Here is a 22,143-nt window from a genome sequence, read left to right as displayed (position 1 = left end):
CTCCATCACTCGGAAATCTACGCTAATGTTTTCAGGTAGCTGTCCATGGTCTCAAAGTCCCGGTTACGCTCGTACTTTTCGCCCTGGATAAAAATCGTAGGGGTCGAATCGACGCCAAATTGCGACGACCCGATCAGGCTTTCCGAAGCGATCGCATCAACCAGCTCCTGATTGGTCAGGCAATGCACAAAACTTTCAAGCGGAACGCCGTTTTCCTTTCCGAGCTCGATAAGAGCGAGCGCCGGGTCTTTCTCGCGCGTCCAGGTGCCCTGGCGTTCGAAAATGACATCAATCATTTGAAAGAAATTACCTTGCTCACCGGCGCATTCCGCAAGGATCGCGGCGATAAAGGCATACCGATCGAGAGGGAAATGGCGGTAAACGAATTTCACCTTGCCGGTATCGATGTAGTTTTTCTTCAAGCCACCGAAGGTGAGGTTATGAAAGTTGCCGCAATGGCCACAGGTCAGCGACGCATATTCGATGATCGTGATCGGTGCCCCGGGCAGCCCCATCACATGATCGCTTTCAAGGATTTGCGGTTTCGCCGCACGGGCCTCGCTGGGTGCGAGAAGTCCTGTCGCCGTCGCCGCAGCAAACGGGAGTGCGCCGCCAGCTGCTACAAAATGTCGCCGAGATATAGCCAATTTACCATCTTTCCTACTATATATGGTGGGAGTATAACTTTTCATTCTTCAATCCTCAAACGATTCCTGCGATCAAACGCAACATAATGGGGAAATAAATAATTTGTAGCGGATAATCGGAATTTCAGCGCTTATCTTTTGCCGCCTTAGACTGGTTCCGGGCGCTCAGCATGGACGCAGCGACGGCCTCAAGCCGTTTTCTAAGCATATCATCCGTGACGGTTGCGACGGTCGATTCTATCCACTCTTTTTGTGTTGGGCTCAGCGGTGCGGGTGGCACTTTCTCTATAATTTCTGGCTTTTTTACCGGCGCTTGTATGAGTTGCAGCCGGGCAACCGCATGATATCCGAAAAAGCTGTTTATGCGATCAATAATCAGCGGTTCAAAATGTTGAAACTCCGGTGCCCATCCGGGGGCGACCCTGATCCGCAGCGTCGCATCCTTGTTGCTTTGTCGGGCATAGCTGAGTTTTTCAGGGCTTGAAAAGTTGGAGAGATTCGGCCCGACGATGGATGGCCAATGAGAAAGGATATCGGCCTGGGCAAAGCCGCGCCTTACCAGTGCCGCCCGCGCATTTTTTCCAACCAGTCCGGCGATGGATCGAAGCCCCGATTGCGTTTTTGTCTGTCTCACCTTGTTCCTTTGACGAGCTGTGAAACTTCCGTTTCCCATGACGACCGAATTTATCATAACATATCGCCAATATGATTGATCCAGTGCCGTCAAAAAAGTCCTTTTCCACAAATATTCTCGACTGGTACGACCTGCATGCACGGTCGCTTCCCTGGCGGAGCCCGCCTGGCGTGCGCCCTGATCCCTATCACGTCTGGCTGAGCGAGATCATGCTGCAGCAGACGACCGTCGCGACTGTGGGGCCTTATTTCGAGAAATTTCTGAAGGCCTGGCCGACCGTGCATCACATGGCATCTGCTCCGCTCGACGATATCCTGACGGCATGGGCGGGTCTTGGCTATTACGCGCGGGCGCGCAATCTTCATAAATGTGCCGTAGTCGTCTCTCGGGATTTTGGCGGCGTATTTCCGGATGACCTGCCGTCGTTGCTCTCTCTGCCCGGAATAGGCCCCTATACGGCGGCCGCAATTGCGGCGATTGCTTTCGACAGATCGTCGACGGTTGTCGACGGTAATATCGAGCGCATCATCAGCCGCCTGTACCGGATCAATACGCCCCTGCCGGCGGCGAAGAAGGAAATCACCAAAAAGGCGGCAGCACTGACGCCCGAGAAGCGAGCTGGAGATTATGCACAGGCGCTTATGGATATCGGCGCGGTCATCTGCACCCCCCGCCGTCCGAATTGCGGCACCTGTCCTGCTGCGCATGCCTGTGCCGCGTTTGCCAAAGGAGACATGGAAAAATATCCGGTCAAGGCGCCCAAAAAAGTAAAGCCGACCAGGCGCGCGCTGGTGTTCTGGCTTCAATTGCCGGACGGTCGGGTCCTTCTTCGCCGGCGGGCCGAGACAGGACTGCTGGGCGGCATGATGGAGTTCCCCTCAACCGACTGGGTAGAAGAGGCGGTTGAGATTGAGGCCGCGCTGGACAGTTTCTTCGCGGACGAGCGGCGGGAATTTTTTGGTGAAATTACCGCCGGTGACCTTGTCCGCCATACCTTCACGCATTTTCATCTGGAATTGCAGCCCGTCGTGGTTCATGTCGACGAGCCCGGCAGGCCTGATCTCGCCGACGGGCTCTGGGTTCGACCGGCGGATTTCGGAAATTACGCGCTTCCGACCTTGATGACGAAAGTGGTTCGTGCGGTAACTGACCGCTAGAGGCCCGGGCTTACGAACTCTTCTTTCGAAACTTTCCCGTCGTTATTTTTGTCCAGCATTTTGAAGCGTTTCACGCCCGCCGCCTTGATCTCGTCGAGCGTAACGATGGTGTCGCCGTCGCTGTCCATTTCCCGGTATTCATCGGGCACCGGTACTTCTGAATGAGCAGGCGCGGTGACCGGACGCAAATTCTCGGCCTGGACATATTCCTCATATTCGACGCGGCCGTCGGAATTGAGATCATATTCCTTGAAAAGCCGTTCACGATACGCTTCGGTTTCGGCTTGCGAGATCACGCCGTCGGCATCCCGGTCAATGCCAAGAAACCGGGATTCTTCATAAGCGGAAACGGGATTCGCGAAGAAGACGGCAAACCCGACGCCCGCCAGAAAAGAAGTATTGAGAATTTTCATTGCACCCCTCCCTTTAATGTAAGGGGCATCATACCCCTAATTCATTTCTGCGCGCACTTGCTGGCGCAATACGTCAATGGATACCGCCTTGCCTTCCACGTCAAAATGCCAGAAGGTCCAGCCGTTGCAACTGCTGGCCCCCTGTAGCTGGGCGCCGACCTTGTGGATCGAGCCTGTGACATCTGACGCGACAAGGCTGCCGTCGGCGCGCACACGCGCTTTATAACGCTTTCGCGCGTCGAACAGGACCTGACCGGCAGATAATAACCCTCTTTCGACGACCGACCCAAAGGGAATTCGCGGTTCCTGCCGCTTGCTTCGGGTGAATTCAAGGTCATCTTCCGGCATTTGGCGCACTTTGCGGATGCGTTCAAGAGCGACCGCGATATATTTTTCCTCGCGCTCCAGGCCGATGAAATGCCGCCCGAGTTTGCGGGCAACGGCGCCGGTCGTCCCGGTTCCGAAAAACGGATCAAGAATGACGTCCCCGGGATTGGAGGCGGCCGTCAACACGCGGTAAAGCAATGCTTCGGGTTTCTGGGTCGTATGCGCTTTTTCTCCCGCGACCTTGAGGCGCTCTCCGCCGCTGCAGATCGGCAGATGCCAGTCGGATCGCATCTGAACATCGTCATTCATGACCTTAAGCGCATCGTAATTGAAGGTCAGGTTCCTCGCATCCGGTCCCTTCGAGCACCAGATCAGGGTCTCGTGGGCATTGGTGAAGCGGGTGCCGCGGAAATTCGGCATGGGATTGGTTTTTCGCCAGATGACGTCATTCAGGATCCAGAACCCAAGATCCTGCAAGCTTGCGCCGACGCGGAAGATATTATGATAGGAGCCGATTACCCAGAGGGTGCCGTCGTCCTTCAACACCCGCTTTGCCGCCGCCAGCCAGTTTCGTGTGAAGGTATCATAGGCCTCGAAGCTCTCGAACTGGTCCCAGTCGTCGGTAACCGCATCGACGAAGCTGTCGTCGGGCCGGCGGAGCTCGCCGGAGAGCTGCATATTATAGGGCGGATCGGCGAAAATCATGTCCACGGAATTCGCAGGCAGGCTGTTCATCAAATCGATGCAATCGCCTTTCAGTATCCGGTCAAGCGGGAGCGTCTGTTTCTGTGTCATGTGAATTATTCTGCTTTTTCAACTGGCAATATAGTGATTCGGTCGATTCCCTGCGTCAATATATTTTGTTGAATCAGTATGTTAGAGAATAATTCTGAACTTTCGCTTAATCCTTGTCGAGAAGGGCGCGGATCGGGGCAAAACTTCGCCTATGTTGTGGTGTGATACCAAATCGACTCAATCCCTTGCGGTGCTCCTCGGTTCCATATCCCGCGTTTTTCTCCCATCCGTAGTGGGGAAATTCCGCCGCAAGCGCACACATTTTCCGATCCCGTGTCACTTTTGCCACAATTGAAGCCGCAGCAATCGAGAGAGACAGACTGTCGCCTTTCACAATTAACCGGCTCGGAATGCCAAGTCCGGGGTCACGATTTCCGTCTACGAGGGCGACGTCGGGGCGGCGGGGCAGGGCGTCGACGGCACGCCGCATCGCCAGGAGGCTCGCCTCAAGGATATTGAGGCTGTCTATCTCGGCGACAGAGGCTTCCCCTATGCCGACAAGCGATCCGGCCATGATATCTTCAAACAGCCGTTCGCGGATTTCTTTCCTTATTTTCTTGCTATCCCGAATGCCGGATGGAATTCGGTCGCGATCGAGAATGACCGCCGCCGCGACTACCGGTCCGGCGAAGGGCCCCCGTCCGGCCTCGTCTATTCCGGCGACGCATCCGTCTTCCCTACTTTCGAAGGATAAGTCAGGGGATTTTTGTTCGGCTCTCCTCATTCCTTTCTATTAGCATGGGCTGTCTCTCAGAATAAATTCATTTGTCGCCTGTCTCTGCCCGGTTTCACAAAACGGTCTGTGGCAAGATCGTATTTGCTTCCGGCAAATCCCAACTGACGGCAGGCGAGGCGGAATCTCTTGTTGATGAGCGCTGCATATGCCCCGGTTCCGACCATGCGCGTTCCGAATTCCGGGTCATAGTCCTTGCCGCCGCGCGTTGACCTGACCAGTTTCATCACGCGCGATGCTCTATCCGGAAAATTCTCCAAAAGCCAATTTTCAAAAAGCGCGGCGACTTCTCTCGGTAACCGGAGCAGGAGGTAAACGGCGCTATCGGCCCCCTTGTCCCGCGCCGCGACAAGAATCTGTTCAAGCTCCTGGTCATTGAGCCCCGGGATCATCGGAGAGGCCTGCACAAGCGTCCTGATGCCGGCCTTTGAGAGCGCCTCAATGGCGGCAAGGCGTTTGTAGGGTGCGCTGGCTCTCGGCTCCATAACGCGGGAAAGATGAGTGTCTAGTGTCGTTACGGAAATACCGACGGAAACGAGATTGTCCCTTGCAAGCGGCGCCAGCAAATCCAGGTCCCGCAAAACAAGATCCGACTTTGTCGTGATGGAAAAGGGATGCTTTGTTTCCGCCAGCAGTTCAATGATCTCTCTCGTGATTTTCAGCTTTCTTTCAATCGGCTGGTAGGGGTCGGTATTTGTCCCAAGAGCAATCGGCTTGCATTTGTAGGCGGAGCGGGAAATTTCCCGGGCCAGCAATTCCGCCGCATTCGGTTTTGCAAAAAGCCTGCTTTCAAAATCTATCCCGGGGGAAAGATTCAAATAGGCGTGCGTCGGTCGCGCGTAACAGTAAATACATCCATGCTCGCAGCCGCGGTAGGCATTTACAGACTGATCGAACGGCAAATCAGGCGAGGTGTTCCGGCTGATTATGGATTTCGGCCTTTCAATCGTGACAGTCGTTTTCAGGATTTCTTCTTCGCTCTCTGCCGACGGATTTCTCCAACCATCGTCGATAAAATCCCGTTGCTCGGATTCAAACCGGCTATCGGGATTGTGCGTCGCCCCGCGTCCGTGCCGTCGGCTCTTGTCAAACGGTATGATCTGACTTTGTGACATTCTGCTATTCTACTCTCGCTAAAAGAACAAAACAAGAACATTTTCTTGAATTTAGAACGACGGTATTTCGCTGCACCATCGTTAAATGGATATGTCGGCCAGATGAAAGGGACGGGAAAATGCAAAAAATCAGCTATTTTCTGCTCGGAGCAATATTGCTGAGCGGCTTTACCTTTGGACAGGCAGAGGCGCGGCAGGACGGGAAATATACGTTTGACTCAAAAAAGTCGTATCAACGCTTTGATGACCGCAGCGATCGGGGCCACCGTGACGGCAAGGACTATCGGAACAGCAAGGACCATCGGAACGGCAAGGACTATAGGAACAGCAAGAATTATCGCGGCAACAAGGCGCACGGTAAATCATCGAATGTCGGGCGTAATGTCACCTATGGCCGCCAGAGTGAAAAGCCGCGGAACCTGTACAAAGCGCCACCGCCCAAATACAAGGCCCGGGCCTACTACGCGAAACCCCATCACAAACATTATTTTAAATATCCGTACCGGCCGAAGTATGTTTACATAAAGCCATATTATGCGCCGAGATACTGGGGCTATTACCCCTACCGGGGACATTACTGGCCATTCGTGAATGTGAACTTTGTCTTTGATCTGACGGCGCGTCAGGTCGAATATCACCATCAGGCCGTTTATGCCGCCCTCGACGCGCCGGTCGGTGAGGTCGTCCGCTGGCGGGATGGCGCGCGCCGGGGCACCATCGTCATTCTCCGCGACGGCTATGATGAATATGGGAACCTCTGTAAGGAATATCGTCAAACCGTAACCTATCGCGGCCGCACCATGAACAGCGTCGAAGTATCCTGCCTGTCACCGGAAGGTTACTGGATATCGGTTTAGAAGAGGATTTGCGGCGATGCCGTTCGGTCCCTTTTGGCACCGGGCGGCTTTTGCCAAAGTAGAGATTATTTCCCGGCGAGACGGGCGAGGCGTTTCATGCTCGCGTTTTCAAGGAGTTCATAAGCGGGTTCGTCAAGTTTGTTAAAACTGAAAGCAACCTGATTTTTCCCGATCAGAATACGCGTGACGACAGCAATCGAGTTCGTGGCGGTGGAGTTCTCCGCGTCATAGGCCATGTGGCGCACTTTCATTTTTTCACCGACGGGCGGGCGTTCCCTGAAATCGTCGATGCGAAAACCGCCCAGGCTCCAGTCATAGGTCTCGAATTCCCTGTCACCCAAGGTGAGGCGGAGTTTCGGGACGTCATGCCGCCGATCCTTGCGGTTATGAAGGCGGTACCTTGTGGTCGTGAAATAACGCTTCATTTACTCTTCGGTTATCGCTGTTTGCTTCACTGGCGCGGATTCTACCGCCGCAAAAATTAAGATTGCGTTGATGGCGAACGGGTTTTCCCAATCGCGATGACCGCCCTCAGCTCTTGGATCGTCTCTCGTGTTCGCGCAGGCGGCTGAATAATTCAACGAAGTTGCAGGGCATGAAGCGGTAGTCAAGCTGATGAACCAGGATATCATCCCAGGCATCTTTTACTGCGCCGGTCGAGCCGGGCAAGGCGAAAAGATAGGTGCCACGCGCCACGCCTGCCGTCGCCCGGGACTGGATCGTGGAGGTGCCGATTTTCTCATAGCTCAGCATCCGGAATAATTCCCCAAACCCGGGGATTTCCTTCTCATAGAGCGCCGCGAATGCTTCCGGCGTGACGTCCCGACCGGTAACGCCGGTGCCGCCTGTTGAAATAACCACGTCGACATTTTCGTCGTCGATCCAGCGGTTGACTACCTTTTGGATCTCCGAAATTTCATCCTTCACGATGGCGCGGTCCGCCAATATATGCCCGGCGGCTTCCAATCGGTCGACCAACGTCTGGCCGGACCGGTCTTCGGCAAGGCCGCGGCTGTCGGAGACCGTCAGCACGGCAATGCGAACGGCGATGAAAGGGCGTGATGTGTCAATTCCCGGCATTGTCAGCGACTTTATTTTCCGTTTGATCCAAGGGCGTATATTCAGGCCATTCACCACGCGCGATCTGGTCGAGCCCGGGCAGGTCCTGCCCCATACGATGGCGGTAAATCCAGAAATTTGTCAAAACCCTTTTGATGAAATTCCGGGTTTCCTTGCTCGGCATCGCTTCAATGAAGAACAGCGGATCGGCGCTGTATTCCGTCTCGGCCTTCCATTTTTTTAAATTGCCGGGCCCGCCATTATAGGCGGCGGTCAAATTGAACAGGTTCGTATCAACGTCTTTATATTCCATCAGATGGGTCAGATATTGTTGACCCAGTTCAAGATTGTAGGACGGATCGAACAGCTTTTTGTTATTCCGGTTGCGAAGCGATCGGTCGCCGGCAAGAAAGCTTGCCGTGGAGGGCATGATCTGCATCAGGCCTTTCGCCCCGGCGCCACTATGCGCACGGGAGTAAAAGCCCGATTCCTGACGCATGAACGCGTAAAGAAGCGCACGGTCGACCTTAAACCCCTCTTCGGGGAGCCATTTTGGCATCGGATAGATGGCGGCATCCCAGGTCACATTCTCGGTTTCCCAAAGATACAGCCCCATTCGCATGGCAACCGATGGCGCGCCAATTTGCTCTGATAGCGCCAGCAGCAACGGCGCAAGTTTTTCGTTGGCGCTGGGAAAGGCGCCTCGGAGTTCCTGCGCGGCGAGGTCATATTCGCCGATCTCGCTGAGAGCGACGGCACGCTTCGCGGAAGGGATTTTCATGAGCCAGGCGATCTGATCGGGCGTAAGTGCGGGCAGGTCCCAGTTGAACGGCTTTTCGACACCAAGCTGGCGAAGCGCGAGCAGGCCGTAAAAGGTTCGCGGCTGGCTCGCCGTCCGTTCAAGATAGCGATAGGCCTTATCAGGCTCGCCGAGCTTCAGATAAGCCCGCGATGCCCACCAGTTGGCGGCGGTATAGTTCCAGTCGGAAATCCGGCTAGTCTTTGCAAGGGCCGCAAAATGGCGGCCAGCTTTGTCGATATCGCCCTTCCGCCATGCCGCGAGACCGGCTGTCCAGTCCGCGAGCGGGACATATTTACGTGATTTTTCAAGTGCCGCTTCGGCAAATTCTATGGCCTTGTCATCGCGGGCATAGAGGAAATAGCTCTTCGCGATTTTTTCCCGAAGCTGATCAATCTCGACCTGGTCGAGAAGTTTCCTGATTTTCTTCTGCGCGAGATAGTTCGCGGCGTTGGTCGGCTGTCCGCGATAGAGATAGCGATTTACGACGCGCTTGGCATGGGTAACGTCATTGCGCACTTGCGCGGATCTTGTGCGCTGGCTTTTATAGGGGCGAGAGAGAAATACCGGCTGCCCGGGGCCGGTTCCACCGAGATAGCGACCGTGGAGTGGCTCAGGAAGGGGTTTCCACCCGTCCAGGCGACGGCTTTTGGCGAGCTTGTAGAGGCGGTGCGCACCGGGATGGTCATAATAAGCCTTCATCCATAAGTGCAGCTCTTCATAGTTCGCACGGTATTTCGTCGGATGCATGTAGCGCTGGAACTTGACATGTCCCAGAAGAATTCTATTTTCCAGCGCGGCGATGAGCTTGTCGGCTTTCTTCCAGTCGCCTTCTTCCTGATACTCGAAGATTGCTTGATATCTCGAGATATCTTCAGGCGAGAGCAACGGCGGTATGCTGCTGGCATGCGCAGACGGGCTCGCAATTATCACCGCCGAGATAAGAAAAGCCAGCGAAACGGCCAATCTGGAGAAGGTTTTCATAGACCAGACACTAAAAAAGACAAAATAGATCCTAGAGGGTAAGACGAACCCGTTAGGAAAAGGTTATTGTTCTTGTTTCATTGCCGCCTTCAGGTTCAACAGGTCCGCCCAGGCATATTTCTTCAACGCCGGTTGGTCTATCAGAAAGGCCGGATGAAATATCGGCAGCATTTTTGCCCGGCCCGGCCCGATTTGCAAATCTTTCCATCGCCCGCGCAGTCTATTGATCCCGGTTTTCTCGTTGAGGAGGTATCCCGCCGCCTCCCCGCAAGCAAGGATATATGCGGGTTTGGCAAGTTCGATGTGCCGACGTGCGAAGGGGAGGCAAAGTGCACGTTCTTCGTCCGTCAGTGCCCGTTCGCCGGGGGGGCGCCAGGGAATCGCACTTGCCAGATAGACATCGCCGCGGGTGAGATCGATGGCCGCCAGCATTCTATCCAGCAAAAGGCCGGCGGCACCTGAAAATGGCAAGCCGTTCCGGTCTTCGTCACCGGAGGGCTGCCTGTCGATCATCATCAGCCTGGCGTCCGGATCGCCGTCCGCGAACACGGTATGGGTCGCCAGCTTTTTAAGGGCGCAATGCTCGAAATTCTCAAGGGCGCTGCGAAGCTCGGCAATCGTTTGACAGCGCCGCGCCGTCTCCTCGGCGTCGCGTACTCCCTCGGCAAGAGAGGGGAGCGGAGTTGGCCTCGCGGCTTCCGGCTTTCTGATTTTCACGCCGGCCGCGGCCGGGCGAGGGGCCGCGCTTTCTGCCGTTTCCTTGATCGCGCGCGCGCTGAGGCGGTTGACCGGTTCCTCGCCAATGGTCTCGTCAACGCCTGCGTCGAGATAGAAGCGCAAGAGTGAATTTATGTCGATATCCGTTTGCATAGGCTGATCATAGCAGTCCGGAGGACCATTCGAGAAGAGAGGAGAGTTCTTTTTCGAAATCTTTCCTGAAAACAGATGATCGTTTGCGGCTTGCCGTATGACCGCGGAACCTTTGTGGCGGAAGGGTTTCGCAACTGGAACGGCTGGAAACCGCCAAAATCCATTGTAATCGGGATTGACGCCAAATAAAAAAAATATAGTGTCAGGGGGAAATTTGCCGGAACATGGTTTAGGGAAGGTCAGTACCTCGCTTACCGGGCTAACAATCTACAACGGCTGTCAATCAGCCGGAGAAGCAAGAAGAGGCTTGTGATGGAACGCGAATCTATGGAGTTTGATGTTGTTATTGTTGGCGGCGGCCCGGCCGGGTTGTCTGCGGCAATAAAATTGCGCCAACTCAGTGCCGAGGCGGGCATTGAGATTTCGGTTTGCGTTCTCGAGAAAGGCTCTGAGATCGGGGCGCATATCCTTTCCGGTAACGTTTTCGAGACGCGCGCGCTGGACGAGTTGATCCCCGACTGGAAAGACAAGGGGGCACCGCTGAATACGCCGGTCAAATCCGAGAAATTTTTCTTCATGACCGAGTCGAGCGAGCTGCGATTCCCGAATTTCCTGCTGCCGAAACAGCTTCATAACCATGGCAACTATATTATCAGTCTTGGCAATCTGTGCCGTTGGCTGGCCGAGCAGGCAGAGGAACTCGGTGTTGAGGTTTATCCGGGCTTTGCGGCAGCGGAAGTTCTGTATCATGAAGATGGCAGCGTGAAGGGTGTCGCGACGGGTGATATGGGCGTCGGCCGCGACGGCGAGAAAAAAGGCTCATTCGCACCCGGGATGGAACTGCATGCGAAATACACGCTCTTTGCGGAAGGGGTGCGCGGTTCGCTGACGAAAACACTCTTCGATAAATTCAATCTCCGGGAAAATTGTGATCCGCAGACTTTCGGTATCGGCATCAAGGAGCTTTGGGAACTTGACCCGGAGCAGCATAAGGAAGGTCAGATTTTCCATAGTTTCGGATGGCCGCTTGACCGCAATACCTATGGTGGCTCCTTCGTTTATCATCTGGATAATAATCAGGCCTATGTCGGTTTCGTCGTCGCGCTAGATTATGAGAATCCCTATTTGTCGCCTTATGACGAGTTCCAGAAATTCAAGACCCACCCGATGATGAAAGAGATGCTGAAAGGCGGAAAACGAATCTCATACGGCGCGCGGGCGATTAACGAAGGCGGTTTCCAGTCAGTGCCGGAGCTTGTCTTCCCGGGCGGCGCACTGATTGGCTGTACGGCGGGCTTCCTGAATGTACCGAAGATCAAGGGATCGCATACGGCGATGAAGTCGGGCATGATGGCGGCCGAAGCGATTGTCGCGGAACTGAAGCTGAATGCAGAGGCGCCTGCGAAAGTTCTCGACGCCTATCCCGCGCTGTACAAGGATTCGTGGGTCTATGATGAACTTTACCGCGTGCGGAACAGCCGACCGGCATTCAAATGGGGCCTGCTCGCCGGGACATTGTATACGGGGCTTGATCTGAAAATACTACGCGGCAAGGCGCCCTGGACATTTAAGCATCACGATGATTATTCGGTGCTGAAAAAGGCCAAGGATTGTAAAAAAATCGAGTATCCCAAATATGACGGCGTCTATACGTTCGACAAGCCGTCCTCTGTTTTCCTCTCCAATACCAATCATGAGGAAGACCAGCCAATTCATTTGACGCTGAAAGACGCCAGCGTGCCGGTCGCCGTCAATTACGCTGAATATGCCGGGCCGGAACAGCGCTTCTGTCCGGCCGGGGTCTATGAATTTCTGACGGATGACGACGGCTCCAATCCGCGCCTGCAAATCAATGCGCAAAATTGCGTTCATTGTAAAACATGCGATATCAAGGATCCGAGCCAGAATATCAACTGGGTCGTGCCTGAAGGCGGCGGGGGTCCGAATTATCCGAATATGTAGAAAATCAGACCAGCAAGCCGGAAATTTGTTTAATGCGGGTTCGGGGCGCCCTACATACTATGAGAATGTGGTGGCCCGGGCAGCGTGAACGTCGAGCCGCGATATAATGTGTAAATTGAAGAGAATGGCGGACGCAGGCGTGAAAAAGTATAAAACTGTTTTTGGTGGCGTAATTTTGACGGTTGCGCTTGGCGCCTGCGCAGCGAATAGCGCGTCGAGCGAGCGTGATGTATTGCCAAATGCTTTTCAGGATGCCGGCGGTACGGCAGACGCTTTCCCCTCCTCCTATTTCGGCGAATATCTGGCTGGCAGAGAGGCGCTTCGTGAACAGGATGCGGCGGTTGCCCTCGATTATTTCGAAAATGCGCTTCGTCAGCAAAAAGATGACAGCATCCTTCTTGGCATCGCGCTTCAGGCAGCGCTGGCAAAGGGCGATATCCAACGCGCCATTGCCCTTGCGCCGGAAGTTGTCAAAGGCGAAGGCGACAACTCGAGCGCTTATCTCGTGCTGGCGATTGACGCGCTCTCGCGGAAGGATTTCACGTTGGCCGAGGAGAATTTGGCCAAGACGGAGAACACCGGTTTCAATGTCCTGCTGAAGCCGTTGCTGATGGCTTGGATCAAGCTCGGGCAAGGCAAGACGGATGCGGCAATCGCCGAACTCGATGCGCTTGATAAATACAATGGGTTTGATGCCCTCAAGCAGTATCAGGCGGCGCTTCTTGCCGATGTTTCGATGGACCGGGCGCGAGCGGATGCGCAATATGCCAAATCGCTCGCCGGTCCTTCCGGGCGCGCTGTCCGGCTTGTTCAATCCTACGGCGCGTATCTCGACCGAACCGGCCGACGTGACGAGGTTCGGGCACTTTTCGAGGATTATCTCGATAAATATCCGCTAAGCCCCACCATACAGATTGAAATGGAAGACCTTGAAGCGGGTAGGCCGCTGGAGCCGATTGTAAGCAGCCCACTCGACGGCGCGGCGGAGGCACTCTACAGCGCTGCGTCCATCATCGGTCAGGAACGCGCCGTTGGCGTCGCCGCCACCTACATCTATTTCGCCCTCCTGCTCGAACCCGATTTCCCGATGGCGCGGGTGCTGCTCGCGGAAACCGCGGAGGATCGCGACAAATGGCAGGAAGCCCTGGATCTTTACAGCGACATCAATCCGCAATCACCTTATGGCAAGAATGCGCAAATTCGCGCGGCATGGGCCACCTATAAGCTGGGCCGTATGGATGAGGCAAAATCGCGCCTTGAGGCGGTCGCGTCTGAATATCCCGACGATATTGAATCGCTCGTCGTTCTCGCCGATGTCAGCCGCGATGCCAAGGATTGGGCTCAGGCCGCGCGGGATTACGGCCGCGCCATCGACCGCCTTCCGACGTTTGAGGAGCGTCACTGGTCGCTTTTCTATGCCCGCGGCATCGCCTATGAGCAATCCAAGCAATGGCCGCTCGCCGAGGCCGATCTCCTGAAGTCGTTGGAACTGAGACCCGATCATCCGCAGGTCCTGAATTATCTCGCCTATTCCTGGGTGGACCGGAATGAAAATCTGGAAACGGCGAAGGATATGTTGATCAAGGCGGTGTCCCTGCGCCCACGAGATGGATTCATCGTGGATAGTCTTGGCTGGCTCTATTATCGTCTTGGCGAATATCAAAACGCGGTTATCCAGCTTGAAAAGGCAGTCTCGCTGGAAGCGGCGGATCCGACGATCACCGACCATCTGGCTGATGCCTACTGGCGTGTCGGACGGCGGGAGGAGGCGCGCTATCAATGGCAGCGCGCGCTCTGGCTCGATCCGGCGGACGATCAGGTCCCGCTGATCACGGAAAAGCTGAAAAATGGCCTCAAGGATGACATCAAGGCGCAAAACTGACGCGGCGGGTCCTCGATGATCACCGCAACCGCCCGCGCCAAGGTCAATCTCTGTTTGCATGTCACGGGCAAGCGCGCGGACGGGTACCATCTTCTTGAAAGCCTTGTTGTGTTCGCCGAGTGTGGCGATGACATTTCGGTCGAATGTGACAAGGAACTCTCCCTTGAAATCTCCGGACCCTTTGCCGACGGAACAGGGCTTACCGACGACAATCTTGTTCTGAAAGCGGCCCATCTGTTGCAAACAGAAAGCGGCGCGAACCTTGGCGCAAAGATCAGGCTCGTCAAAAATCTCCCGGTTGCGGCGGGATTGGGCGGCGGTTCCGCCGATGCGGCGGAAACGCTTAAGCTCCTCAACCGGTTATGGAAAACGGGATTTTCCGCCCAAAAACTCGCCGATATGGGGCTTTCCCTCGGCGCCGACGTTCCGGTATGCCTCGTGGGAAGACCGGTTCTCATGTCCGGCATTGGGGAGCATCTCCGCGAAATTCCAGCCTTTCCGAAGCTCTACATATTGCTGGTGAATATAGGGGTGACTGTTTCGACGGCGGAGGTTTTCCGACGGCTCGAGCTCCGTGCCCGTGGGGATATGCCGCCCGTTGATCGGTTCATGACCGCAGAGGACGTTCTGGACTTTCTCGAGAATACCCGAAATGACCTCGAGGCACCGGCACGTGACCTGGCTCCCGATATAGCGATGGCGCTTTCGGTGATAGGGGCGCAAGATGGTTGTCGCCTTTCCAGGATGAGCGGCAGCGGGGCAACCTGTTTCGGACTGTTCGAGACGGAAGACAAGGCCGCCATCGCCGCGTCCGCAATACAATCGCATTATCCCGATTGGTGGGTGCGCGCCTGTCCGGTTTCCCGGTGAAACCACCACCCGTTGCCATTTATACATTTTTTCAAAAATGGCTTGAGCTTGATCGGGCCTTTGGATAGAAAGAGGCTCCTCATTGGGGTGTAGCCAAGCGGTAAGGCAGCGGGTTTTGATCCCGTCATGCGCAGGTTCGAATCCTGCCACCCCAGCCAGAACCTCATTTCACCTAATCCAATATCATCCAAAATATCGCACAAAAACAATGATTTATTGGGAACTCGCCGACGGTATGGGGCCTGTCTGAAACAGTGACTGGCATTGCAGTTTTCGTGCCGCTATTTGCGCGAGAGCAAAGTCCGGTGGACGCCGTTTTGATATGCAGGATTATTTACTGCAGGGAAATATCATTGGGCGGACCGGACAGAAAATTCAATTTGGACATGTCGGTCGATGAAATCATGCGAACTTGGCCGGCAACCATTTCAGTATTCTTGAAAAACCATATGCAATGCGTTGGCTGTCCGCTCGCGACGTTCCACACTGCCGTTGATGCTGCAAAAGAGCATGATATGCGCCTCTCGCAATTGCTGGATGATCTCGATTGGGCAATCGACGAAGCGGAGGATGGTTAGCTGCGCTGGTCCCCACCTGCGAGGACGGCCAGTTTATGTCCCTCAATCACCGTAATTTTCTTGCGGCCGCTTTTAACAATGCCTTCCTGTTCCCACGCGCTCAACAATCGTGAAACCGTATGCAACGTCGTCCCCGTCATTTCGGAGATATCCTGGCGGGAGACCGGAAAGTCGATCAGGATGCCGTCCTCCGTTTTCTTTCCTGTCTGATTGGCGAGTTTCAAGATAGCATTTGCGACCCGCTGCTCCACCCGCTCCGTCGCCAGTTCGACGACCTTGTCTTGCGCTTCCTGCAAACGGGCACCGACGGTTTTGTAGGTATTCGCCGTGAAAGCCGGAAATTTTTCTGAAACGGATTTCCAGATTGCGCCGGGCCAGGACAGTACGACGCAGTCAACGGCGGAAACGGCATTGGCAGGATATTTATCCAGACCGAGCGCATGCGCAATCCCGAAAAGCTCGCCACTTGAGATATACCGCACGATGACCTGTTCGCCCTCGGGGGTTATCCGGACGACGCGAATATGCCCGTCAAGAAGAAGAAAAAAGGAATGCGCATCCTCGCCCTGATTGAAGATCGTTCTCTCTTTGACATAGCGTTCTGACTTTGCCTTGGAGAGCAATTCCACGAGATCCTGCCGTGCGACACCCTGGAAGAGCGGAATATCGGCAATAAGGGACGCATCAAGCAAAGACATCAAAAACCTTTTTATTTGTCAAAACGCAAATCCTTCGCGGCGCTGTATTGCTATTGTCCGAGCCTGGAAAATTATCTGTTCCCGGGACGATATTCTATGCGGCAGACGATAAGCGTGGCAATGGCAATAAAAAATTTCTCGTCATTGACATTTCCATAATTCAACGATCGACAGATCGCAGACTCGCGCGGACATTGATGGCGGAAATTGCCGCTAGACAGGATGACAACGATGGCTATTCCAAGATTGAAAGACTACCAGGGGCCAGCCCTATTAAGCTATGGCTACCGGCCCTTCTTCTTTTTTGGTGCGCTTTATGCGGGACTGTCGGTCCTTTTGTGGATTCCGCTCTTTTACGGCGAACTTTCGCTGATGACCGCCTTCACCGGCGTCGACTGGCACGTGCATGAGATGTTTTTCGGATTTCTCGCCGCCGTCGTGACCGGATTCCTGTTTACCGCCATCCCGAACTGGACAGGGCGAATGCCCATTCAGGGGATGCCGCTATTACTACTTCTGCTGCTGTGGATGGCGGGGCGGGCGGCCGTTACTTTTTCCGGTCAAATCGGCTGGATCGCCGCCATGGCGATCGATCTTTCCTTCCTCGGCACAATTCTCGCTGTTCTGGCGAATGAAATCATTGTCGGTAAAAACTGGCGGAACTTGAAAGTTCTGCTTCCGTTGAGCCTGCTGCTCCTGGCCAATATTTGCTTTCATCTTGAGGTGCATTTTTCGGGATCGAGCGGATATAGCTACCGGTTGGCGATGACCGCCGCCATATCGCTTATCATGTTGATCGGCGGGCGGATCATCCCGAGTTTTACCCGCAACTGGCTGGTTCAGAATAATCCCGGCCGGCTTCCCGCGCCGATTAGCAAGTTTGACATGCTGACCATCGCCGTCACCGTTTCGGCGTTGATCCTATGGATTGCCATTGATCTGGATCTTGTCTCGGGCGTGCTCCTGTTCATCGCGGCCGGTCTGCAATTCATTCGGTTGATCCGCTGGGGCGGGGAACGCAGTATACGGGAACCGTTGGTCCTTATTCTGCATCTGAGTTACTTTTTTATTCCGCTCGGGCTGGCGCTTCTCGGCATCGCCGGCGTTTTTCCGGATTACTTTTCACCGCTGGCAGGCATTCACGCACTTGGGACGGGCGCCATCGGTTGTATGACGCTCTCGGTAATGCTGCGGGCGGCACTCGGCCATTCGGGTCAAAAGCTTCGCTCCGGATTTCGGGCGAATACGATCTTTCTTCTGATTTTGCTGTCCGCGTCGACCCGCATCGTGGCGGAATTCATGGGGGATTATTATGGCCCGCTGCTACAGCTCGCGGCTCTTTCATGGTTTCTCGCATTTGCAGGATTTAGCATCGGATATAGCCCTTTGTTTTTCAAACCACGGGCCTGAGATTTTGCGCGCGGCGATAAATGTCGTCTGAAGTTGATATAGGACAAATAATCGCTTTTTGCGGTCTGTATTATGTTGTTATCATTTAAGCTGCTCATGTCAGCGGGATTGACGCCCTGACAGAAAGATGCAACGGGAATTATTGGCGACATGCAAAATCGAGTTTCCCCACCACCGCATATGGCCGCGCTGTTTCAACAAATTCTCCTTAGTCTTTGTATATATCTGCTAACCGCAACTGCGGGAATGGCGGCGCAGCCCGGACAGCTTAGCAAGTATCTCGAAACAATACCCGCGGCGGAATTGATTGATGGCGCGGATGGCTACGGCGCGCAACCGGAAGGAATTCCCGTTACACCAATTCTCAAAGGGCAGAAAATAACCGGATATGCGTTCCTCAACACTGATTTTGTGAGCGCCATCGGATATTCAGGAAAGCCGATTGAGGTGCTGATTGCCATGACGCCGGAGGGGCGCATCGCGGCTGGTCGTCTGATGCATCATGCGGAGCCGATTGTCCTTTCCGGCATTCCGGAGCAAAAAATCATCGATTTTATTGCCGGGTATAAAGACACCGACATTTTGCAGGTGGCGCGCGAAAAGGGCGGCGAACCACCGCCTGTTGATATCGTCTCCGGTGCAACCGTTACCGTCATGGTCATCGATGACAGTATCAAGAGAGCGGCTGTCCGTGCGGCTGCCGCCCTCGGGCTCGGGGGGCTGACGGCAACGTCGAAAGCCGTGACCGCAAAGAAAACATTGATTGCGGATGATGGCGATATCCAGGATTGGGAAACACTGGTTGGCAACGGATCTGTACGTCGGCTTCGGCTCAGTCTTAAGGACGTCAACGACGCCTTCGTTGCCCAAGGGAATGCGAAGGCGATCGAAAGACCCGAGACAGGCGATGACGACGAGGCGTTTATTGATCTCTACGTGGCATCTCTCGCGGTTCCGACGATTGCCAAAAGCCTGTTGGGGGAGCGCGAATATCAAAATCTGCAAAAGAAACTGAAACCCGAACAGGATGCATTCCTCGTTATGGGAACCGGACGGTACTCGTTTCGGGGGTCCGGATATGTACGCGGCGGTATTTTTGATCGTATCCAGATCGTCCAGGGCGAAGAGGCATTTCGTTTCAAGGATCGCGGATATAAAAATCTCGGCCGCGTCGAAGCCGAAGGCGCGCCTGATTTCAAGGAAGTCGCGCTTTTCCGGACACCTAAAGGAGCGGTGTTCAATCCCGCTGAACCATGGGAATTGCAACTGCTCGTGCAGCGGGCGATCGGTGCGCTTGAAAAGGTGTTCGTTGCATTTGAGCTGACCTATCAGCTTCCCGACGCCTACGTCCATGTTGAGACGCCGGCAGTCGCTCCGCCGCCGGCGGAAAATCCTGTGATGCGTAATTCAGAGGACGTGGCGGCCGCGAATGCGTTGTGGCAGCGGATCTGGAAACAGAAACTGCCGGAGATCGTAATTCTCGTAGCGGCGCTTGTTATTCTCACAATCCTTTTCTTCATTCAGGACCATGTGGTCCGCTACAAGAAATTCACTGATTGGTTCCGCATTGGCTTTCTCGCGTTCACGCTCTTCGGGATTGGATTTTATGCCCAGGCGCAATTGTCCGTCGTCAATGTGTTTGTCTTCGTCAATGCGCTGCTGACGGATTTCCAGTGGCAGTTCTTCCTGATGGAGCCGTTGATTTTCATTCTCTGGTGCTCGGTTGCGGTCTCCCTTATTTTCTGGGGGAGAGGGGCCTTCTGCGGTTGGCTTTGCCCATTTGGCGCGCTGCAGGAACTCACCAACAAGATCGCCCGGTTTGTCGGCGTCAAGCAGTTTACCGTTCCCTGGTGGCTGCATGAACGGCTGTGGCCCATCAAGTACATCATATTCCTGGGCTTGCTGGGTCTGTCCGTTTACTCCCTGCATCTCGCGGAGACCTTTTCCGAAATCGAGCCTTTCCGCACATCCATTGTGCTGCGGTTCATGCGGGGTTGGCCATATCTGTTGTTCGTATTCTCGCTGCTGTTTGCTGGTCTTTTTATCGAACGGTTCTTTTGCCGGTATCTCTGCCCGCTTGGCGCCGCGCTCGCCATTCCGGGCAAGCTCGCCATGTTTAACTGGCTGAAACGATACCGCAACTGCGGGGATCCGTGCCAGACATGCGCGAAGGAGTGCATGGTCCAGGCTATCGACCCACTGGGCAATATCAACCCGAACGAATGTCTCTACTGCCTACATTGCCAGCAGAATTACTACGACGAGCATGTGTGCCCTGTTGTTATCCATGCCTTGGCCAGGGCCCGGAAAATGGATCCGAATGCCAAGACAACTGTCGCCGATCAGGACCCTGCCTACCGCAGGGGAAGACGGCTTAACCAACCCAGGGAGTACGAGTAGGTACATGGGTTTCTCGCCAATACGCGGGGATATTATTGGAGAAGGAAGAGAAAATGACGGACAACTCGGAGAAGATTGCGGACGTGTCTCGACGGTCATTGTTGAGGGGGTCGGCTGTTGCTGCCGGGCTGGGTGTTGTGAGCGGGGCGTCGTTGATGCCCTTATCATCGGCGCGCGCTGCAACCGGCAAAAATGAAGTCGCCCCTGGCGACCTCGATGAATATTACGGGTTCTGGAGCGGAGGACAATCCGGTGAACTCCGGATTTTGGGCGTTCCCTCAATGCGCGAGCTGATAAGAATTCCCGTTTTCAACCGTTGCAGTGCGACCGGTTGGGGACAGACGAATGAAAGCGTCAAAATCCTGACCGAGAACATGCTGCCGAAGGAAAAGGAGTTCTGGAAAGACAAGGGCGGGTTCCCGAGCAATGGCGATACCCATCACCCGCATATGTCCTTCACCAACGGAACCTATGATGGCCGTTATATCTGGGTGAATGACAAGGCGAACACTCGCGTCGCCCGCGTTCGTTGCGACATCATGAAGGTCGACAAGATCATTTCAATCCCGAACGCCGCGGATATCCACGGCTTGCGGCCTCAGAAATTCCCGAAGACCAAATATATCTTCGCGAACGGGGAGCATCGGGTGCCGTTGCCGAATGACGGGTCTGTTCTCGACGATCCGACACAATATCACGCGGTTTTCACGGCGATCGACGGCGAGAAGATGGAAGTCGCCTGGCAGGTTATCGTTGACGGCAATCTAGATAACGTCGATGCGGATTATCAGGGGAAATACGCGATCTCTAGCTGCTATAACTCGGAAGAGGGAGTCACCCTCGCCGAGATGACGGCAAACGAGCAGGACTGGGCCGTTGTCTTCGATATTGCTGCGATCGAAGCTGGTGTCGCCGCCGGCGATTTCAAGAAATATGAAGGGGATGTGCCGGTTCTGGATGGCCGCAAAGGATCCAGATATACGCGCTATATCCCGATTTCAAATAGCCCGCATGGCGTGAATGCCTCGCCCGACGGGAAATATATGATGGTCAACGGCAAGCTTTCGCCGACGGTATCGGTTATTGAAATGGCGAAGTTGCCGGATGTCTTTGCGGATAAAATCAAGCCCCGCGATGCCGTTGTAGCGGAGCCGGAACTGGGATTGGGGCCGCTCCATACGGCGTTTGACGGGCGGGGCAATGCCTATACGACCCTATTCCTCGACAGCCAGATCTGCAAGTGGGATATCGACAAGGCGATCCGCAAATTTGCCGGAGAGGATGTCGATCCGATTGTCGAGAAGCTCGACGTTCATTATCAGCCGGGTCATAATCACACATCAATGGGTGAAACCAACAAGGCGGACGGGAAATGGCTGATTTCCCTGAACAAATTCTCGAAGGACCGGTATATCAATGTAGGGCCGCTGAAGCCCGAAAACGATCAGCTTATTGATATCTCCGGCGACAAGATGAAGTTGGTGCATGACGGCCCGACATTTGCCGAGCCACATGACTGCATTATCGTTCACCGCTCAATCGTCAATCCGAACCAGACATATGATCGTGAAGACCCCATGTTCGACGCTATTAAGGCGCAGGCGAAAGCCGACGGCATCGAAGATCTGGATTATGCGGAAGATGTGGTTCGCGACGGCAATAAGGTCCGGGTCTATATGTACTCGTCAGCGCCGACCTTCTCACTGGAAAAATTCACCGTCAAGCAGGGGGATGAGGTGACCGTCATTATCACCAATATCGATGATGTTGATGACCTTACCCACGGCTTTACGATTTCCAATTACGGCGTGGCGATGGAAATCGGTCCGCAACAAACGGCGTCGGTTACCTTCAAGGCCGATATGCCGGGTGTTCACTGGTTCTATTGCCAGTGGTTCTGTCATGCGCTGCATATGGAAATGCGCGGACGCATGCTGGTCGAACCGGCTTAAA

20 protein-coding genes and 1 tRNA gene are annotated in these 22,143 nt (G+C 54.6%); 10 read left to right on the top strand and 11 right to left on the bottom strand.

Annotation, left to right across the window (positions count from 1 at the left end; translation table 11 throughout):
* Nucleotides 1–17 precede the first annotated feature (17 nt).
* Nucleotides 18–647 carry a DsbA family protein gene (locus tag GQF03_RS14100; protein ID WP_161339934.1) on the bottom strand — a complete coding sequence of 210 codons (630 nt, stop codon included), beginning with the start codon at nucleotides 645–647 and terminating at the stop codon, nucleotides 18–20.
* Between the two features lie 124 nt (nucleotides 648–771).
* Entirely contained in the window at nucleotides 772–1,374 is a 603-nt protein-coding gene (locus GQF03_RS14095; protein WP_161339933.1) for a DUF721 domain-containing protein, read from the bottom strand.
* Here GQF03_RS14095 and mutY point away from each other — a divergent pair.
* Nucleotides 1,365–2,438, top strand: coding sequence for an A/G-specific adenine glycosylase (mutY, locus tag GQF03_RS14090; RefSeq protein ID WP_206375979.1), 1,074 nt, complete (start codon nucleotides 1,365–1,367; stop codon nucleotides 2,436–2,438). The two genes, GQF03_RS14095 and mutY, sit on opposite strands and share 10 nt — an antisense overlap.
* Here mutY and GQF03_RS14085 read toward each other — a convergent pair.
* The 4 genes from GQF03_RS14085 to GQF03_RS14070 all read right to left on the bottom strand — a co-directional run bounded on the left by GQF03_RS14085 (nucleotide 2,435) and on the right by GQF03_RS14070 (nucleotide 5,821).
* Complete coding sequence (locus tag GQF03_RS14085) at nucleotides 2,435–2,851, bottom strand: EF-hand domain-containing protein (RefSeq protein ID WP_161340815.1); 417 nt, start codon at nucleotides 2,849–2,851, stop codon at nucleotides 2,435–2,437. The genes mutY and GQF03_RS14085 overlap by 4 nt on opposite strands.
* A 36-nt stretch (nucleotides 2,852–2,887) precedes the next feature.
* The gene (locus GQF03_RS14080; RefSeq protein WP_161339931.1) at nucleotides 2,888–3,973 is read right to left on the bottom strand and encodes a site-specific DNA-methyltransferase; all 1,086 of its coding nucleotides are present in this window, start codon (nucleotides 3,971–3,973) and stop codon (nucleotides 2,888–2,890) included.
* Between the two features lie 106 nt (nucleotides 3,974–4,079).
* Nucleotides 4,080–4,697 carry a ribonuclease HII gene (locus GQF03_RS14075; RefSeq protein WP_161339930.1) on the bottom strand — a complete coding sequence of 206 codons (618 nt, stop codon included), beginning with the start codon at nucleotides 4,695–4,697 and terminating at the stop codon, nucleotides 4,080–4,082.
* 26 nt (nucleotides 4,698–4,723) lie between these two features.
* The gene (locus GQF03_RS14070) at nucleotides 4,724–5,821 is read right to left on the bottom strand and encodes a PA0069 family radical SAM protein (protein WP_161339929.1); all 1,098 of its coding nucleotides are present in this window, start codon (nucleotides 5,819–5,821) and stop codon (nucleotides 4,724–4,726) included.
* A gap of 119 nt (nucleotides 5,822–5,940) precedes the next feature.
* Here GQF03_RS14070 and GQF03_RS14065 point away from each other — a divergent pair, with 119 nt between their 5' ends.
* Entirely contained in the window at nucleotides 5,941–6,678 is a 738-nt protein-coding gene (locus tag GQF03_RS14065) for a hypothetical protein (RefSeq protein ID WP_161339928.1), read from the top strand.
* A 65-nt stretch (nucleotides 6,679–6,743) separates the two neighbouring features.
* Here the strand turns inward: GQF03_RS14065 and GQF03_RS14060 are convergent, their stop codons facing one another.
* The 4 genes from GQF03_RS14060 to GQF03_RS14045 form a co-directional block, all read right to left on the bottom strand.
* Nucleotides 6,744–7,103 carry a hypothetical protein gene (locus tag GQF03_RS14060; protein ID WP_161339927.1) on the bottom strand — a complete coding sequence of 120 codons (360 nt, stop codon included), beginning with the start codon at nucleotides 7,101–7,103 and terminating at the stop codon, nucleotides 6,744–6,746.
* A gap of 106 nt (nucleotides 7,104–7,209) precedes the next feature.
* Nucleotides 7,210–7,758 (bottom strand): molybdenum cofactor biosynthesis protein B, encoded by a 549-nt coding sequence (gene moaB, locus GQF03_RS14055; protein WP_161339926.1) that lies wholly within the window; start codon nucleotides 7,756–7,758, stop codon nucleotides 7,210–7,212.
* Complete coding sequence (locus tag GQF03_RS14050) at nucleotides 7,745–9,520, bottom strand: lytic transglycosylase domain-containing protein (RefSeq protein WP_161339925.1); 1,776 nt, start codon at nucleotides 9,518–9,520, stop codon at nucleotides 7,745–7,747. Before GQF03_RS14050 ends, moaB begins: the two co-directional genes overlap by 14 nt.
* A gap of 63 nt (nucleotides 9,521–9,583) precedes the next feature.
* Nucleotides 9,584–10,390 (bottom strand): uracil-DNA glycosylase, encoded by an 807-nt coding sequence (locus tag GQF03_RS14045; protein WP_161339924.1) that lies wholly within the window; start codon nucleotides 10,388–10,390, stop codon nucleotides 9,584–9,586.
* Between the two features lie 312 nt (nucleotides 10,391–10,702).
* On the opposite strand from GQF03_RS14045, the gene GQF03_RS14040 reads away from it, so the two are divergent.
* From GQF03_RS14040 to GQF03_RS14020, 5 genes are all read left to right on the top strand, one after another.
* Nucleotides 10,703–12,352, top strand: a complete 1,650-nt coding sequence (locus GQF03_RS14040) for an electron transfer flavoprotein-ubiquinone oxidoreductase (protein ID WP_161339923.1) — start codon at nucleotides 10,703–10,705, stop codon at nucleotides 12,350–12,352.
* A 139-nt stretch (nucleotides 12,353–12,491) separates the two neighbouring features.
* A complete protein-coding gene (locus GQF03_RS19120; RefSeq protein WP_161339922.1) occupies nucleotides 12,492–14,234 on the top strand; it encodes a tetratricopeptide repeat protein in 1,743 nt (580 codons plus the stop codon).
* 15 nt (nucleotides 14,235–14,249) lie between these two features.
* Nucleotides 14,250–15,104 carry a 4-(cytidine 5'-diphospho)-2-C-methyl-D-erythritol kinase gene (locus GQF03_RS14030; RefSeq protein ID WP_161339921.1) on the top strand — a complete coding sequence of 285 codons (855 nt, stop codon included), beginning with the start codon at nucleotides 14,250–14,252 and terminating at the stop codon, nucleotides 15,102–15,104.
* 83 nt (nucleotides 15,105–15,187) lie between these two features.
* Nucleotides 15,188–15,262, top strand: a tRNA-Gln gene (locus tag GQF03_RS14025).
* Nucleotides 15,263–15,457: 195 nt separating this feature from the next.
* Complete coding sequence (locus GQF03_RS14020; protein ID WP_206375982.1) at nucleotides 15,458–15,682, top strand: DUF1858 domain-containing protein; 225 nt, start codon at nucleotides 15,458–15,460, stop codon at nucleotides 15,680–15,682.
* Here GQF03_RS14020 and GQF03_RS14015 read toward each other — a convergent pair.
* Nucleotides 15,679–16,380 (bottom strand): Crp/Fnr family transcriptional regulator, encoded by a 702-nt coding sequence (locus tag GQF03_RS14015; protein ID WP_161339920.1) that lies wholly within the window; start codon nucleotides 16,378–16,380, stop codon nucleotides 15,679–15,681. The two genes, GQF03_RS14020 and GQF03_RS14015, sit on opposite strands and share 4 nt — an antisense overlap.
* A gap of 231 nt (nucleotides 16,381–16,611) precedes the next feature.
* On the opposite strand from GQF03_RS14015, the gene GQF03_RS14010 reads away from it, so the two are divergent.
* From GQF03_RS14010 to nosZ, 3 genes are all read left to right on the top strand, one after another.
* Entirely contained in the window at nucleotides 16,612–17,790 is a 1,179-nt protein-coding gene (locus GQF03_RS14010) for an NnrS family protein (protein WP_161339919.1), read from the top strand.
* 246 nt (nucleotides 17,791–18,036) lie between these two features.
* Nucleotides 18,037–20,190 (top strand): NosR/NirI family protein, encoded by a 2,154-nt coding sequence (locus GQF03_RS14005; RefSeq protein ID WP_161339918.1) that lies wholly within the window; start codon nucleotides 18,037–18,039, stop codon nucleotides 20,188–20,190.
* Nucleotides 20,191–20,243: 53 nt separating this feature from the next.
* On the top strand, nucleotides 20,244–22,142 hold the full coding sequence (gene nosZ, locus GQF03_RS14000) for a TAT-dependent nitrous-oxide reductase (protein WP_161339917.1): 1,899 nt from the start codon (nucleotides 20,244–20,246) through the stop codon (nucleotides 22,140–22,142).
* Nucleotide 22,143: the final 1 nt, after the last annotated feature.

Source organism: Sneathiella chungangensis (assembly GCF_009882935.1).
In the GTDB taxonomy this organism is placed as follows: domain Bacteria; phylum Pseudomonadota; class Alphaproteobacteria; order Sneathiellales; family Sneathiellaceae; genus Sneathiella; species Sneathiella chungangensis.
The sequence above is the reverse complement of the archived record's forward strand: the minus strand, read 5'-3'. Positions and strand labels throughout refer to the sequence as shown.

Bases quoted from the DNA above. Each gene is read 5' to 3' on its own strand.
- GQF03_RS14085 (WP_161340815.1), bottom strand. From the start codon at position 2,851: ATGAAAATTCTCAATACTTCTTTTCTGGCGGGCGTCGGGTTTGCCGTC.
- GQF03_RS14080 (WP_161339931.1), bottom strand. From the start codon at position 3,973: ATGACACAGAAACAGACGCTCCCGCTTGACCGGATACTGAAAGGCGAT.
- GQF03_RS14075 (WP_161339930.1), bottom strand. From the start codon at position 4,697: ATGAGGAGAGCCGAACAAAAATCCCCTGACTTATCCTTCGAAAGTAGG.
- GQF03_RS14070 (WP_161339929.1), bottom strand. From the start codon at position 5,821: ATGTCACAAAGTCAGATCATACCGTTTGACAAGAGCCGACGGCACGGA.
- GQF03_RS14065 (WP_161339928.1), top strand. From the start codon at position 5,941: ATGCAAAAAATCAGCTATTTTCTGCTCGGAGCAATATTGCTGAGCGGC.
- GQF03_RS14060 (WP_161339927.1), bottom strand. From the start codon at position 7,103: ATGAAGCGTTATTTCACGACCACAAGGTACCGCCTTCATAACCGCAAG.
- moaB (WP_161339926.1), bottom strand. From the start codon at position 7,758: ATGCCGGGAATTGACACATCACGCCCTTTCATCGCCGTTCGCATTGCC.
- GQF03_RS14050 (WP_161339925.1), bottom strand. From the start codon at position 9,520: ATGAAAACCTTCTCCAGATTGGCCGTTTCGCTGGCTTTTCTTATCTCG.
- GQF03_RS14045 (WP_161339924.1), bottom strand. From the start codon at position 10,390: ATGCAAACGGATATCGACATAAATTCACTCTTGCGCTTCTATCTCGAC.
- GQF03_RS14040 (WP_161339923.1), top strand. From the start codon at position 10,703: ATGGAACGCGAATCTATGGAGTTTGATGTTGTTATTGTTGGCGGCGGC.
- GQF03_RS14030 (WP_161339921.1), top strand. From the start codon at position 14,250: ATGATCACCGCAACCGCCCGCGCCAAGGTCAATCTCTGTTTGCATGTC.
- GQF03_RS14015 (WP_161339920.1), bottom strand. From the start codon at position 16,380: ATGTCTTTGCTTGATGCGTCCCTTATTGCCGATATTCCGCTCTTCCAG.
- GQF03_RS14010 (WP_161339919.1), top strand. From the start codon at position 16,612: ATGGCTATTCCAAGATTGAAAGACTACCAGGGGCCAGCCCTATTAAGC.
- GQF03_RS14005 (WP_161339918.1), top strand. From the start codon at position 18,037: ATGGCGGCGCAGCCCGGACAGCTTAGCAAGTATCTCGAAACAATACCC.
- nosZ (WP_161339917.1), top strand. From the start codon at position 20,244: ATGACGGACAACTCGGAGAAGATTGCGGACGTGTCTCGACGGTCATTG.